Genomic DNA, 13,078 nt, shown 5'->3' with positions numbered 1-13,078 from the left:
GCTGCCGGCGCGCGAGCCGCGGAAGGCCATGACGGCACGGTGGACGCGGTCACCGGCCGGCCCGGCTTCGGGCACGCCGCCGCGCTGCGGCGGCACCGCCTGCCGCGCGGGGGTGGCCCGAACGGTCAGATGCCGCAGGCGGAGGCGGACCAGAAGCGGCTCGCGCGGTGGTCGACGTGCGTGTGGTCGCCGTGCCCGGGGTAGCCCGGACCGAGGATGCCGTTGAAGCCGTGGTTGCGGGCCTGCTGGGCGAGCCTGCACAGGGAGTGCGGTCCGGCGCCCAAGTCGGCGGCGTCCCCGTACAGGTGACGGCTGCCGGATGCCCCGCCGACGGCGTCGTTGCAGGCGTGGGAGCGGAATCCGCTGGTCACGGTGATGGGCTGGTCGCCGAGCGCGTGCCGCAGGGCCTCCAGCTTCCACATGGTGCGCAGCGCGTTGGACTTGGCGGTGGCGGCGCTCACCGCTCCGCCCGCCCAGGTGGTGTTGCAGTCGTTCAGCTCGCCGTAGCTGAAGTGGACGGGTGTGCAGTCGTCGTCCTGGAGGGCGTACAGCTTGCTGAAGGTGGCGGGCCCCGCGACCCCGTCCTGGTCGAGGCCGTAGGCGGCCTGGAAGCGCTTGACCGCGGCGGTGGTGGCCGGGCCGTACGCCCCGTCGACGGCCAGGACGCCGCCGTAGCCGGGGTAGCCGGCGACCCGGATCTGGAGCTGGGTGACGTCGGCACCGGACGCGCCCTGGGAGAGGGTGCGCGACCAGGTGTAACAGCCGTCCGCGTGCGCCGTTCCGGCGGTGGCGACCACACCGGTCACCGATGCCGCCATGAGCATGACAATCGAGAGCAGGAATCGTGCGGTTCGTCCGAGCATCGAGCCTCCATGTCCGAAAGGAACGCCGCTCACGAGACTGGCCGGAGAGGTTGACGCGCGTCAACAGGGCGCGGACAGCTGTCATTCGTCCGCCCATTGGCGGTCGCGCGCAGGCCCCGTCCCGGTCACCGGAACGGGGCCTGTAAAGCGTGATCAGTCGTTCGGGACGACCGGGTAGCGCGGCGTTCCCTCCGCCATCTGCTTCAGCGCGTCCTTGCGGTCCCGCTTCGACAGGCGGTCGATGTACAGGTAGCCGTACAGGTGGTCCGTCTCGTGCTGGAGGCAGCGGGCGAAGTACCCGGTACCCCGGACCTTGATGGGGTTGCCCCGCACGTCCTGGCCGCGCACCACCGCGTAGTCGGGGCGCGCCAGCGAGGCGTAGGCGGTCGGGACGGACAGGCACCCCTCGTTGGAGTCGTCGAGGCGGCGCTGGTCCGCCGGCAGCTCCTCCAGCACCGGGTTGCACACGACACCCACGTGCCGCACACCGTCGTCGTCCGGGCAGTCGTAGACGAAGACCTTGAGGTCGACACCGATCTGGTTGGCCGCCAGGCCGACGCCCTCCGCGGTCCGCTGGCTGGCGAACATGTCGTCGACGAGCCGCGCGAGCTCGTCGCCGAACTCGGTGACGTCCTTGCACTCCTTGTGCAGCACCGGGTTGCCGACCACCGTGATCGGACGCGAGGTGCCCCGCTCGCGGTACGCGCGCTCGCGCTCCTCGCAGTCCTCCGTGTCGACGATGAACCCCTCGTCGTCGACCTGCTGAGCCGTCTCCTGCTGCGCCATGTCCGCCTCTGCGCCTTCCTGAGTACCCGATGCTGCGCCGTGCCCGTGCAGCACGGCGCGTTGTGCCCGTACAGCCTACGGGCAGCGATCAGCAGACTTCCTCGAGATCCCGCCACTCGCGGCTGTCCGGGCTGTCCGCCACCCAGCCGTCCAGCAGCCCCCGCACCAGCCCGGCGGGCGCCGCGATGCCGCATTCGCGCTCCGGAACCCACAGCTCGCCCGGCGACCGGTGGCCCAGCGGCCCCGGGTGCCCCGGCTCGCTGTGGTCGTGCGGGTCCAGGTGCTCGCCCTCGCCCTCGGCACTGGGCATCCGCGACTCGGAGCAGGCCCGGCACAGCAGCCGTACCGACGAGGACCAGTCCTCGGCGGCGAACCCGGCGTCGGCCGCCAGCCGCTCCAGGGCGTCCCGGTCGTCCTCGGTGGCCGCCTCCAGCAGCACCACCCAGGTCGGCACGGGGGACGGCGCCCACAGCTCGATCTCGTCGAACACCGGGAAGCCGTGCCCCGAAGAGGTCGTCCGCTCGCCGTTGGGCACCCCGTCGTGCAGCACGACCTCGCCCCAGCGCCGCCCCGAGGACGGCAGCGGGATGGACAGCACCTCGATCCTGGCCGGATCCAGCCGCCGGCCCCACACCACCTCGGCCTCGCCCTCGGGCGACAGCCGCACGGCGGCGCTGCCCAGCTCCATCCCGGTCGGCTCCCCGCCGGCCGCGGCGGCCCCGGGCACCTTCAGCCCGTACGCCTGCCAGGCACGCCGGGCCAGCGGCCAGTCCTGGAGCGCGGTGGCGGCGATGCCGACGTTCCACCAGTCGGGCGCCCCGGTCTCCCTGTCGAGCAGCGCGACGGCCCGGAGCCCCGCGGTGCGCGCCTGTTCCCAGTCGTGCCGGAACTTGTGCAGCAACGCCAGGTTGAACCAGGACTCCGAGAGCCAGGGCTCCAGGTCCGCCGCGCGCGTCAGCAGCGCGCCCGCGTCCTCGTACCGCCCGTCCCCGATCAGCGTGAACGCGCGGTCGGTGGCCTGCCGCCACGAGGCGGAGGGCCGATGCCGTACCTTCCCGAAGATCCTCACGATTCCCGCCTGCCGGTCCGCCGGTCGCTGAAGGTCTCTGCCCCCGGACACCCTCTTGTTCGCATCCAACCATGCCGGGTCGCACGCTCGCTCATTACCCATGGGTTACCCAGGGGCCGACCCTGTGACGCCGCCCCGGGCGAGGACTCTGGCGAGTGATTCGACCACGTTCGGGTGATGGTCCCGCGCGGTGCCGAACCGCAGCCGTTCGAGGGCGTAGAGCGCCCCGTCCGGGTTTCCCCCGCCTTCCCTGGACAGCTCGTCGTACGCGTTCACGGTACGGACGATCCGCGCGGTAAGCGGCTGCTCGCGGTACGGGTCGGCCTGCCGCTCCACGACGACCGCGACGGCCGCCGGGGCACCCGTCTGCCGCACGACGGCGCCGCCGAGCAGGGCGATACGCCGCTGCTCGGCCTCGGGAAGACGGGCGGTGGCCCCTTCCGGCACGGGGTCGACCAGGGACAGTTGTCCGATGTCGTGCATCAGCGCGGCGTACTCCAGAACGGTCAGTTCGGGCCCCGACAGCCCCATCTCGCGTCCGACGGCACGGCCGAGGGCCGCCACCCGGTGGGCGTGTCCGGGGGGCGTGTACCCGGCGATCTCGGTGGCACGCGCCAGGGAGCCGATGGTCTGGCGGTAGGTGTCGCGGACGGCGGCGTACCGGCGGAACGACAGCTGGGTGAGCAGCAACGGTACGCAGAAGACGGGCAGCGCCCACAGGCCGGCGACGGCCACGGCGAGGGCGATCACCGCGCCGGTGGCACACACGGCGGAGCCGATGCCCGGCAGGGCGCGCAGCTCGTCGCGGAGCAGCGGGGCGTACGGGTGGCCGGTGCGGGCGCGCAGCAGCAGAGCGGCGAGCACCGCGTCGCACAGGGCGGTCAGGACGAGGAGGAGCAGCAGGAACAGGGCGTACCAGTGCCCGCGTCCGACGGCCCGCAGCAGCTCGCCCGAGTTGTAGAGCGGCTGGAAGCAGAGGGCGGCGAAGCCGGCCGTGAGCACCCGGCGGGCCACGTGGTCCAGCGCTGCCCCATGGCCCCGGGCCACCTGCGGTACGGCTCCGACGAGGGCGCCCGCGACGACGACGGCGACGGTCTGGGCGACTCCATGGGTGGTGGGCAGCCCGGCGGACTCGCCCAGCAGGGCGTACGCGAGGGCCGCGGCGGCCGCGAGGGGCGCGGGCTCCCTGCCCCGCGGCTCTTCGAGCACGGGCGGTGCCCCCGCGTCCGGCCGGGCGCCCCAGCGGGCGAGTTCGCCGACGGCGACGAGGACCCCGAAGGCCAGCGCGGTGCCCGGCTCGGCGATCCCGTGCCACAGCGTCCAGCCGAACCCGGCCGCCGCGGCCGTGCCGGCGGCCGCGCGGAGCAGCGCGCCCACCGTGGGCCGGACGGGTGACCTCGCCGCACGGCGGCCGGCCCGCTGCGCGGGGGCCGGGCGCGGCCGGGCCGTCACCGGGCGCCGCCCCAGGCCTGGCCGTGACCGCGACCGTGACCGCGTCCGGGCCCCGGCCGGCGCCCCGCCGGGACGATCCGCCACGCCCGGGCCGGGGTGCCGGGGCGCGCGTCGGAGGGACCGGTACCGGTATCGGTGGGGGCCGGCGTGTTCTCGTCGGCCGTGACCGCCGTCTGCCAGCCGTACCGGTCCAGCGCGCGTACCAGCGCGCGGACCATCCTCGGGTCGAACTGCCGCCCGGCGCACCGCTCCAGTTCCGCCACCGCCGTCGCCACGGGCCGTGCCCTGCGGTAGGAGCGGGTCGACGTCATCGCGTCGAACGCGTCGGCGACGGCGACCACCCGTGCCGCCTCGGGGATCCGGTCGCCGCTGAGTCCGTACGGGTAGCCGCTGCCGTCCATCCGCTCGTGGTGGTGCAGGATCGCGGCGCGCGCCTCGCCCAGGAACCCGATGCCGCGCACGATCTCGTGCCCGTACTCCGGGTGGAGCTCGATCACCCGCCGCTCCTCGGGAGTCAGCGGCCCGTCCTTGCGCAGCACCCGCGTCGGGACGCCGAGCTTGCCCACGTCGTGGAGGATCCCGGCGAACCGGATCACGTCGAGCCGGGCCTCGTCCATGCCCAGCTCGCGGGCGATGAGCACGGAGGCTCGGCCGACCCGCTCGCTGTGCCCCCGGGTGTAGGCGTCCTTGATGTCGACGGCCTGGACGAGGGCCCGGATCGTGGCCTGGTGGGCGGCGCGCTCGCGGTGGTACTGGGCGTACATCCAGCAGGAGATGTACATGGGCAGCAGCACGAACAGCGCGGCCGGCCAGCCGTACGGGCTGCGCCACAGCACCGCCATCATCAGTCCGGCGAGGCCGTGCACGGCGTGCGGGGCGAGGGACCGGGCCAGCAGACCGTGCCAGGCGCCGCGCGGGGGCACCGGCCCGGCCGCGGCCAGGATGGCGCCGTCGAGGGCGGTGACCACCAGGCAGCAGGCGAGCGCGGCGGCGCCGGCGGGGAGCAGGGCGTACGGGAAGTCGGAGGCGTCCACCGCGGCGGGGCCGTCCAGGAGCACGGCGCTGTGCGCGGCGGCCCACGCGGCGAGGGCGAGCCGCGCGGCGCGCCAGATCCGGCGGGGCAGGGCGGGCCCCTGCGCGACGGGGGAGATCAGCGCCCCCGGCACGGCGACGAGCGCGGCCGCGGCGGGCGGCAGCAGCAGGGCGGCGGCGAGCAGTACGGGAAGGAACGATCCGGCGCCGAGCGTCCTGCCGAGGAGGGAGCAGCGGGCGGGCCACTCGCTCACGGCGTAGAGCGCGGCGAGCAGGACGAGGGGGCGCCAGGGGGTTCCGGATCCGGGCGTGAGCGCCGGAAGTACGCATGCGGCGGCGCCCACCACGGCTGCCGCGACGCACGCGCGCGCCGCTACCGGAATCCCCACCACCGTCTCCCGCCGCTCCGTCGGCCTCTCGTCGGCTCACGTCGACCAAGTGGACCGTCAGGCTAACGAGTTGATCCAGGCACGGCGGCGGGACGAAACCGATTAGCACCTTCGGGTGATGTAAGGCATGAGCAGGGGAAAATGGGGCTCAGGAGCGGCGGACGGCCCCGGGTCCGAGCGCCCGGCACCCGCCACCCGGCCCGCCGCGCCGCCCCGTACGCGCACGCCGCACACCACCCACCGCCTCGGGGGAACCGTCCTCCCCCGCGAGCCGCTCTCCGCGTACCGCCGGCGCCCCGCCCCCGGCCGCCCCGAGTACCCGCGCTGCCCCACACCGGCCACCGGACCGGCCACCGTCCAGCGCCCCGCCCCGCCGCGGACGCCCCGCGCAACCGGGCGCGGCTCGGGACGGCGGCCGGTCCGCGCGTCGTGGGCGCCGCCCCACATCCGCGGGCCACGCTCCCCGCGCGGCCCGGCCCGGCCCTCACGCGGGCCACCGCCACCGGGTCCGGCCGCCTCGCACGCGGGCCACCGCCAACGGGTCGGCCGCCCCGCACACACGTCCGCCCGCGGCCGGCCGTCCCGTCATGGGGCGGCCGGACGCGGGCGGGTGGGGGTCACTCCTGGGTGGCGGCTGATACGTCGTGGTCCGGCACGGCCTCGCCCGAGCGGATCAGCTCGATCCGGCCCATGACCTTGGCCCGCAGGTCGGACGGGACGTCGTCATGTCCGCAGCACCGCTTGACCAGCTTCTTCACGGCCTGCTCCAGCCCGTACTTCTCCAGGCACGGGGAGCACTCCTCGAAGTGCACCTCGAACTTGGTGCAGTCACTGTCGGGCATCTCGTGGTCGAGGAACTCGTAGAGGTGGTCCAGGACTTCCGAGCAGTCCGTCTCGTGCGGCTCTCCGCAGCTCATGAGCCCGAGCCTTTCCCGTTGTTCGACGACTCTCCGGCGCCCGCGGGGACCAGCCCGCGTTCGCGGGCGTAGTCCTCGAGCATTCCGCGCAGCTGGCGGCGGCCACGGTGCAGTCGGGACATCACCGTACCGATGGGTGTACCCATGATGTCCGCGATCTCCTTGTACGCAAAGCCCTCGACATCGGCCAGATACACGGCGATGCGGAACTCCTCGGGGATCGCCTGGAGGGCTTCCTTCACGTCGGAGTCGGGCAGGTGGTCCAGCGCCTGCGACTCGGCGGACCGCAGACCGGTGGACATGTGCGACTCGGCGCGGGCGAGCTGCCAGTCCTCGATCTCCTCGGCGGCACTGCGCTGGGGCTCGCGCTGCTTCTTGCGGTACGAGTTGATGAAGGTGTTCGTGAGGATCCGGTACAGCCACGCCTTGAGGTTGGTGCCCTCACGGAACTGGTGGAAGGACCCGTACGCCTTCGCGTACGTCTCCTGGACCAGGTCCTCCGCGTCGGCGGGGTTGCGCGTCATGCGCAGCGCCGCCGAGTACATCTGGTCCAGGTACTCCAGCGCGTCACGCTCGAAGCGCGCGTTGCGCTCGGCCGTCGTCTCCTCGTGGCCGTCGTCGGTCCCTGTGTCGGTCCCAGTGACCGGACCCACCTCCTCCAGCGCTGCGGCGGCGAGACCGAGTGCGGACCCGCTCGAATCGGAGAATAGTCGACCTTCCGTGGACAGGTCCTTCCGATTCTTCCCGCCCGATGTGCCACTCGACAGGCCAGGGGCGGTCGTGGCCGCCGGCAGCACGGTCCAGTCCAGCTCGTTGGCGGACTGCGACCGGCTCGGGCAGATGGTCGAACCCATGCGACGGACTCCCTCTCCTGGCTCTGTGTCTCTCACCGACGCCCGTCACAACACCGGGCGGACCGTCCGGCATTCCCACCCGTCACCTTCGCCTCACCGCAGATCGGCCAGCCACGCGCCGACCCCGTCGGTGATCACCCGGAGGGCGTCCTCCTGGGTGACGGGAGCCCGCTTGGGCACGGCGAACCCGTGGTCCCCGAAGGGCACCTCGACCAGTTGGTGCTCCCCGCCGGGGAACTCCTCCGGCCTGCCGAACGGGTCGGCGCCGCCCTGGACGACCAGCGTGGGCACCCCCGCGCCGAGCAGCTCGTCCGCCCGGGAGCGCTCGGGCCGCCCCGGCGGGTGGAGCGGGAAGGAGAGGGCTAGCACGGCGCGGGCGCCCAGCTCCGGCGCGGTACGGCAGGCCACCCGGGCGCCGGCGCTGCGGCCGCCGGCCACCACGGGGAGGCCGGGGGCCCGGAGCGCGGGCCACAGGTCGCGCCAGCCCTCGTCGAGCCGCTTGGGCGCGGGGGCCAGCTTCTTGCCGGCGACCCGCCAGGGCTGCTCGACGAGGGCGACGGTCACCCCGGCTGAGGGCAGGCTCCCGGCCAGCGCCTGAAGGTCGCGGGCCTCGATGCCGCCCCCGGCGCCATGGCTCAGTGCCAGGACGAGGCGAGCGGCGCGGCCCTGAGCCTCGTACCAGGTGATGCGGGCGTCCCCGACGCCGGTCGGAACGGTTTCGGTGGTGGTCACCCGGCCATCCTGCCGTGTGCCGGGCCTAGAAGAGGGTTCCCTCCTCAGGGGCGGCGATTTCCTCCAGCAGCTCAGGGCCGTTGTTGCGGACGTTGCTGACGGCGGTGGCCACCGGGTAGGCCCGCATCAGCCCCGCGGGCGGCGGGCTGAGCAGCGAGCGCAGGTCGTCCGGGTCCGTGCGGGACGGGTCCAGCCAGGCGTCCCACCGGTCGGGCGTCAGCATCAGCGGCATCCGGGGGTGGATGTCGGCCAGCGACCGCGGCCCCTCGGCCGGCGCCACGCCCAGGGGGTCCTTGTCGGCCTCGGTGGTGATCACCGAGCAGGTGGCCCACCACGCCTGCGGGTGGTCCGCGGGCAGGGTGGGGTCGCGCCAGAACTCGTAGAGGCCCGCCATGGCGAAGACCGACCCGTCGGCCGGCGTGACGAAGTAGGGCTGCTTACGGGGACGCTTCTTCCTGCCCTGCTCCTCCAGCTGCCGCTCGGCCGCGCCGGTCACCCATTCGTAATAGCCGTCGGCGGGCAGGATGCAGCGGCGCTGGGCGAAGGCCCGCCGGAAGGACGGCTTGTCGTGGACCGTCTCCGCGCGGGCGTTGATCATCCGCGCGCCGCCCTCCGGTGTCTTCGACCAGGACGGCACCAGGCCCCACTTCAGGACGCGCAGCTGCCGAACCGGACGGTCGGGATCCGCGTCCTCGTCCTTCAGGGGGCGTTCGAGGACCGCATACACCTCTTTGGTGGGGGCCACGTTCCAGTCGGGCGCGAGGGCCTCCTTCGGCTCCCACTTCTCTATCTGGAAGAGTCCGGTCAGATCCTCGGGCCTACGACTCGCCGAATAACGTCCGCACATACTTGCCAACATTGCCACGTGCCACCGACACCATGAGGAGCCGTCCGAGAAATGGCCAGCACCGATCTCCTCGGTACCCAGCCCGCCCCGGACCTGTGGCTCGTCGTCGTCACCGCCGTGGCCGCCCTCGCCGTGACCGCCCCGCACCGGCTGTGGCGCGTCTCGCGCAACGCCGTCACCATCGCCCACGAGGGCGGCCACGGGCTGATCGCCCTGCTCACGGGCCGCCGTCTCGACGGCATCCGGCTCCACTCGGACACCAGCGGCCTGACCGTCAGCCGGGGCAGGCCGACCGGCCTCGGCATGGTCCTGACCGCCGCGGCCGGCTACACCGCGCCCTCCCTGCTCGGGCTGGGCGGCGCCTGGCTGCTCGCCGCGCACCGCATCACGCTGCTGCTGTGGGTCGCCACCGCGCTGCTGCTGGCCATGCTGGTGATGATCCGCAACGCGTACGGGGTGCTCACCGTGGTGGTGACGGGCGCGGCCTTCCTGCTGGTGTCGTGGCTGACGGAGCCGGACGTACAGGCGGCGTTCGCGTACAGCGCGGTGTGGTTCCTGCTGCTGGGCGGGGTCCGCCCGGTCTTCGAGCTCCAGGGCAAGCGGCGGCACGGAGGGGCGCCGGACTCGGACGCCGACCAGCTCTCGCGGCTCACGCACGTCCCGGCAGCCCTGTGGCTGTTCTTCTTCCACGCCGTCTCGCTCTGTTCCCTGATCGGTGGCGGGCGCTGGCTGCTCGGCCTGTGATCGGCCGTGCCCATGGGCCCCGTCTAAAGTGAGGGGCATGACCGAAACCCCCGCACAGCTCGATCTCTGGCCGGCCCCGTACGCGAGTGGAGCCGTGGACGCGACCGTCACCGTGCCCGGGTCCAAGTCGGTCACCAACCGGGCCCTGGTGCTCGCCGCCCTCGCCTCCGAACCCGGGTGGCTGCGGCACCCGCTGCGCTCGCGCGACACCCTGCTGATGGCGGAGGCCCTGCGCACCATGGGCGTCGGCATCGAGGAGGGCGTGGGCCCGGACGGCACCGGCGAGCGCTGGCGCGTCATCCCGGCGGGCCTGCACGGCCCCGCCACGATCGACGTCGGCAACGCCGGAACGGTCATGCGTTTCCTCCCGCCGGTCGCGGCGCTCGCCACCGGCCCGGTCCGCTTCGACGGCGACCCGCGCTCCTACGAGCGGCCGCTGCACGGTGTGATCGACGCCCTGCGCGTACTGGGCGCCCGGATCGACGACGAGGCGCGCGGCGCCCTGCCGATGACCGTGCACGGGGCGGGGGCCCTGGAGGGCGGCCCGGTGGAGATCGACGCCTCGTCCTCCTCCCAGTTCGTCAGCGCACTGCTGCTGTCCGCGCCGCGCTTCAACCAGGGCGTGGAGGTGCGCCACACGGGCGCCAGGCTGCCGTCGATGCCGCACATCCGCATGACCGTCGACATGCTCCGCGCGGTCGGCGCCCAGGTCGACGAGCCGGAGACCGGAGGAGAGCCGAACGTGTGGCGGGTCTCCCCCTCCGCGCTGCTGGGCCGCGACCTGACCGTCGAGCCCGACCTGTCCAACGCGCAGCCGTTCCTGGCGGCCGCGCTGGTCACCGGCGGGCGGGTCACCATCCCCGACTGGCCCGAGCGGACCACCCAGCCCGGTGACGCGCTGCGGGAGATCTTCACCGAGATGGGTGGCTCCTGCGAGCTCACCGAGCAGGGCCTCACCTTCACCGGCACGGGCACCATCCGCGGCATCGACGTGGACCTGGGCGAGGTCGGCGAGCTGACGCCCGGCATCGCCGCGGTCGCCGCCCTCGCCGACTCGCCCTCCACCCTGCGCGGCGTGGCCCACCTGCGCCTCCACGAGACGGACCGGCTGGCCGCGCTCACCAAGGAGATCAACGAGCTGGGCGGTGACGTCACCGAGACCGCGGACGGCCTGCACATCCGCCCGCGCCCGCTGCACGGCGGCGTGTTCCACACGTACGACGACCACCGGATGGCGACGGCCGGTTCGGTCATCGGGCTCGCCGTCCCCGGCGTGCGGATCGAGAACGTCGCGACGACCGCGAAGACCCTGCCGGACTTCCCGCAGATGTGGACCGGAATGCTCGAGGCCTGACGACATGCGCCGCTACGGCAAGAACCCGGACGAGGACGACATCCGTTCCCGTCCCAACCCCAAGGGCAACCGCCCCCGCACCAACATCCGCCCCAAGCACGAGGGTGCCGCCGAGGGCATGGTCCTCACCGTGGACCGCGGCCGGCTGACCTGCCTGGTCGACGGCCGGGTCGTCCTGGCGATGAAGGCCCGCGAGCTGGGACGCAAGGCGGCCGTCGTCGGTGACCGGGTCTCCCTGGTGGGTGATCTGTCCGGCGGGAAGGACACCCTCGCGCGGATCGTCCGCATCGAGGAGCGCGCCTCCGTGCTGCGCCGCACGGCCGACGACGACGACCCCTACGAGCGGGTCGTCGTCGCCAACGCCGACCAGCTGGCCATCGTCACCGCCCTGGCCGACCCCGAGCCCCGCCCCCGGCTGATCGACCGGTGCCTGGTCGCCGCGTACGCCGGCGGCCTGGAGCCGCTGCTGGTGCTCACCAAGTCGGACCTGGCCCCGCCGGAGAAGCTGCTGGAGCTCTACGGCGCGCTCGACATCCCGTACGTCGTGACCAGTCAGGACGAGCTGTACGACGGGCACACCGCGGCCGACCGGGTGCGTGAGTACCTGGCGGGACGCACCACCGCGTTCGTCGGCCACTCGGGCGTCGGCAAGACGACGCTGGTGAACGCCCTGGTGCCCGAGGACAGGCGGCGGCTGACGGGTGACGTCAACGCCGTGACGGGCCGCGGCCGGCACACCACCACCTCGGCCCTGGCGCTGCCGCTCGACCGCGCCGAGGGGTGGGTGATCGACACTCCGGGTGTGCGGTCCTTCGGGCTGCACCACGTCGATCCGTCCCGGGTCATCGACGCCTTCCCGGAGCTCGTGGCGGGTACGGAGAACTGCCCGCGGGCGTGCAGCCACGACGAGCCGGACTGCGCGCTGGACGCGTGGGTGGCCGAGGGCCACGCCGATCCGGCCCGGCTGTACTCGCTTCGGCGGCTTCTCGCCACGCGCGAGCGACGCGACGGCGACTGAGCCGCCGGGTTTGCGGAGACCTCCGGCCGGTAAGTGCATAATCGCACCAAGTGACACGGAGCAGTCACCACATCACTCACCGAGGTCACCGACGCGGGAGGCACTGACGATGGCGTGGCTGCTGGTGATTGTCGCCGGTTTTCTGGAGACCGGTTTCGCGGTCTGCCTCAAGCTGTCGCACGGTTTCACCCGGCTGTGGCCGACCGTCGCGTTCGCCTGCTTCGCGCTGGGCAGTTTCGGGCTGCTGACCCTGTCGCTGCGGAAACTGGACATCGGTCCGGCGTACGCGGTGTGGACCGGCATCGGCGCGGCCGGTACGGCGGTCTACGGGATGGTCTTCCTCGGGGACCTGGTGTCGGTCCTGAAGATCGTCTCGATCACGCTGGTGATCGTGGGCGTCATCGGTCTCCAGCTGTCGGGGTCGTCGCACTGAGGGCGTGCCGCAGCAGCACGTCGAGCCCCGGGGCGTCCGGCGCGATGACGTAGGACAGCGCCAGCCGCACCGCCAGCTCGCACACCTCCTCGCCGGGGTCGTCACCGTCACGCGTCAGTACGGCCCGCGACCGCTCCCGTACGGCGGCCAGCAGCTCGCCGGGGGCCGGCGTCCCGGCGTCGGCGCGCCGCTGCTCCGGGGCGCCGGCCAGGACGCGGGAGCGGACGGGGGCCGGGCGCGGCGCGGGCAGCCGGTCGCCCCAGCAGCCGGTGAGCAGCGCCCGCAACAACGGCCGCCCGGCCGCCTCCCCCACCGTCCACTCCGCGACGGAGAGGAGCCGGCCGACGGCGTCCGGCCCGGTCCGCAGGGCGCGTTCGACGCCGTACAGATAGGCGTCGGCCTCGCGCCGCACCAGCGCCCGGGCGAGCCCCTCCTTGCTGCCGAACTCGTTGTAGAGGGTCTGCCGGGACACCCCGGCGGCGGACGCCACGTCGACCATCCGGACCGCGGACCAGGGCAGTCCGCCCAGCGCCGCCAGGGCGGCGTTCAGCAGCGCTTCTCGCGCGGTGGGCATCGTCGCCTCCCAGA

At 73.7% G+C, this 13,078-nt stretch carries 14 protein-coding genes; 4 read left to right on the top strand and 10 right to left on the bottom strand.

The features are described from left to right. Positions 1-125 precede the first annotated feature (125 nt). The 9 genes from ABD347_RS27945 to ABD347_RS27905 all read right to left on the bottom strand — a co-directional run bounded on the left by ABD347_RS27945 (position 126) and on the right by ABD347_RS27905 (position 8,941). Entirely contained in the window at positions 126-863 is a 738-nt protein-coding gene (locus ABD347_RS27945) for a D-Ala-D-Ala carboxypeptidase family metallohydrolase (RefSeq protein WP_344366403.1), read from the bottom strand. A 153-nt stretch (positions 864-1,016) separates the two neighbouring features. Further along, positions 1,017-1,649 (bottom strand): peptide deformylase, encoded by a 633-nt coding sequence (gene def, locus ABD347_RS27940; protein WP_344366401.1) that lies wholly within the window; start codon positions 1,647-1,649, stop codon positions 1,017-1,019. An 88-nt stretch (positions 1,650-1,737) separates the two neighbouring features. Beyond that, complete coding sequence (locus ABD347_RS27935) at positions 1,738-2,718, bottom strand: tetratricopeptide repeat protein (RefSeq protein WP_344366400.1); 981 nt, start codon at positions 2,716-2,718, stop codon at positions 1,738-1,740. A 105-nt stretch (positions 2,719-2,823) separates the two neighbouring features. Then, the gene (locus tag ABD347_RS27930; RefSeq protein WP_425575787.1) at positions 2,824-4,095 is read right to left on the bottom strand and encodes an HD-GYP domain-containing protein; all 1,272 of its coding nucleotides are present in this window, start codon (positions 4,093-4,095) and stop codon (positions 2,824-2,826) included. 71 nt (positions 4,096-4,166) lie between these two features. Next, positions 4,167-5,594, bottom strand: coding sequence for an HD-GYP domain-containing protein (locus ABD347_RS27925; protein WP_344366399.1), 1,428 nt, complete (start codon positions 5,592-5,594; stop codon positions 4,167-4,169). Between the two features lie 614 nt (positions 5,595-6,208). Next, on the bottom strand, positions 6,209-6,508 hold the full coding sequence (gene rsrA / locus ABD347_RS27920) for a mycothiol system anti-sigma-R factor (RefSeq protein WP_344366398.1): 300 nt from the start codon (positions 6,506-6,508) through the stop codon (positions 6,209-6,211). Then, a complete protein-coding gene (locus ABD347_RS27915) occupies positions 6,505-7,161 on the bottom strand; it encodes a sigma-70 family RNA polymerase sigma factor (protein ID WP_198944053.1) in 657 nt (218 codons plus the stop codon). Before ABD347_RS27915 ends, rsrA begins: the two co-directional genes overlap by 4 nt. Positions 7,162-7,455: 294 nt before the next feature. Next, complete coding sequence (locus tag ABD347_RS27910) at positions 7,456-8,094, bottom strand: alpha/beta hydrolase family protein (RefSeq protein ID WP_344366396.1); 639 nt, start codon at positions 8,092-8,094, stop codon at positions 7,456-7,458. A 25-nt stretch (positions 8,095-8,119) separates the two neighbouring features. Continuing rightward, positions 8,120-8,941, bottom strand: a complete 822-nt coding sequence (locus ABD347_RS27905; RefSeq protein ID WP_344366395.1) for an SOS response-associated peptidase — start codon at positions 8,939-8,941, stop codon at positions 8,120-8,122. A 51-nt stretch (positions 8,942-8,992) separates the two neighbouring features. Between ABD347_RS27905 and ABD347_RS27900 the strand changes: the two genes are divergently transcribed. The 4 genes from ABD347_RS27900 (at position 8,993) to ABD347_RS27885 (ending at position 12,490) form a co-directional block, all read left to right on the top strand. Beyond that, positions 8,993-9,685 carry a M50 family metallopeptidase gene (locus tag ABD347_RS27900; RefSeq protein WP_344366394.1) on the top strand — a complete coding sequence of 231 codons (693 nt, stop codon included), beginning with the start codon at positions 8,993-8,995 and terminating at the stop codon, positions 9,683-9,685. Between the two features lie 37 nt (positions 9,686-9,722). Continuing rightward, positions 9,723-11,039, top strand: coding sequence for a 3-phosphoshikimate 1-carboxyvinyltransferase (aroA, locus tag ABD347_RS27895; RefSeq protein ID WP_344366392.1), 1,317 nt, complete (start codon positions 9,723-9,725; stop codon positions 11,037-11,039). A gap of 4 nt (positions 11,040-11,043) precedes the next feature. Then, positions 11,044-12,057 carry a ribosome small subunit-dependent GTPase A gene (gene rsgA, locus ABD347_RS27890; RefSeq protein ID WP_344366390.1) on the top strand — a complete coding sequence of 338 codons (1,014 nt, stop codon included), beginning with the start codon at positions 11,044-11,046 and terminating at the stop codon, positions 12,055-12,057. Between the two features lie 109 nt (positions 12,058-12,166). After that, positions 12,167-12,490: a DMT family transporter gene (locus tag ABD347_RS27885; RefSeq protein ID WP_344366389.1), complete on the top strand. Its 324-nt coding sequence runs from the start codon at positions 12,167-12,169 to the stop codon at positions 12,488-12,490. Here ABD347_RS27885 and ABD347_RS27880 read toward each other — a convergent pair. Then, the gene (locus tag ABD347_RS27880; protein ID WP_344366386.1) at positions 12,456-13,064 is read right to left on the bottom strand and encodes a TetR/AcrR family transcriptional regulator; all 609 of its coding nucleotides are present in this window, start codon (positions 13,062-13,064) and stop codon (positions 12,456-12,458) included. The genes ABD347_RS27885 and ABD347_RS27880 overlap by 35 nt on opposite strands. Positions 13,065-13,078 lie beyond the last annotated feature (14 nt).

It is taken from the genome of Streptomyces gobitricini (assembly GCF_039532985.1).
GTDB classification, from domain to species: domain Bacteria; phylum Actinomycetota; class Actinomycetes; order Streptomycetales; family Streptomycetaceae; genus Streptomyces; species Streptomyces gobitricini.
This window is presented reverse-complemented; position numbering and strand designations above follow the sequence as displayed.